Source organism: Corallococcus exercitus, assembly GCF_003611585.1.
Lineage (GTDB): Bacteria > Myxococcota > Myxococcia > Myxococcales > Myxococcaceae > Corallococcus > Corallococcus exercitus.
The window spans coordinates 1-434 of the sequence record NZ_RAVW01000901.1; the positions used below are offsets into that span (position 1 = coordinate 1).

The 434-nt window shown below is 65.9% G+C and carries 1 pseudogene; it reads left to right on the top strand.

Going from position 1 to position 434, the window contains the following annotated elements:
* Positions 1-434, top strand: a pseudogene (locus D7W79_RS42775) (error-prone DNA polymerase); the annotation flags it as partial.

The window sequence follows — 434 nt, forward strand, 5'->3', positions numbered from 1 at the left end:
GACACTGGGTGTGCCGCTGTTCCAGGAGCAACTCATGCAACTCGCGGTCGACTGCGCGGGTTTCAGTGCGGCCGAGGCCGACCAGTTGCGCCGGGCCATGGGGTCCAAACGCTCGACCGCGAAGATGCGGCGACTGCGCAGCAGGTTCTACGACGGGATGCGCGAACGTCACGGCATCACCGGCGTGGTGGCCGACCGGATCTACGAGAAACTGGAGGCGTTCGCCAATTTCGGTTTCCCGGAAAGTCATTCGCTGAGCTTCGCCTCGCTGGTGTTCTACTCGTCGTGGTTCAAGCTGCACCATCCCGCGGCGTTCTGCGCAGCACTGCTGCGCGCGCAACCCATGGGCTTCTACTCGCCGCAGTCCCTGGTGGCCGATGCGCGTCGCCACGGCGTGACGGTGCACGGCCCCGACGTGAATGCCAGCCTGGCCC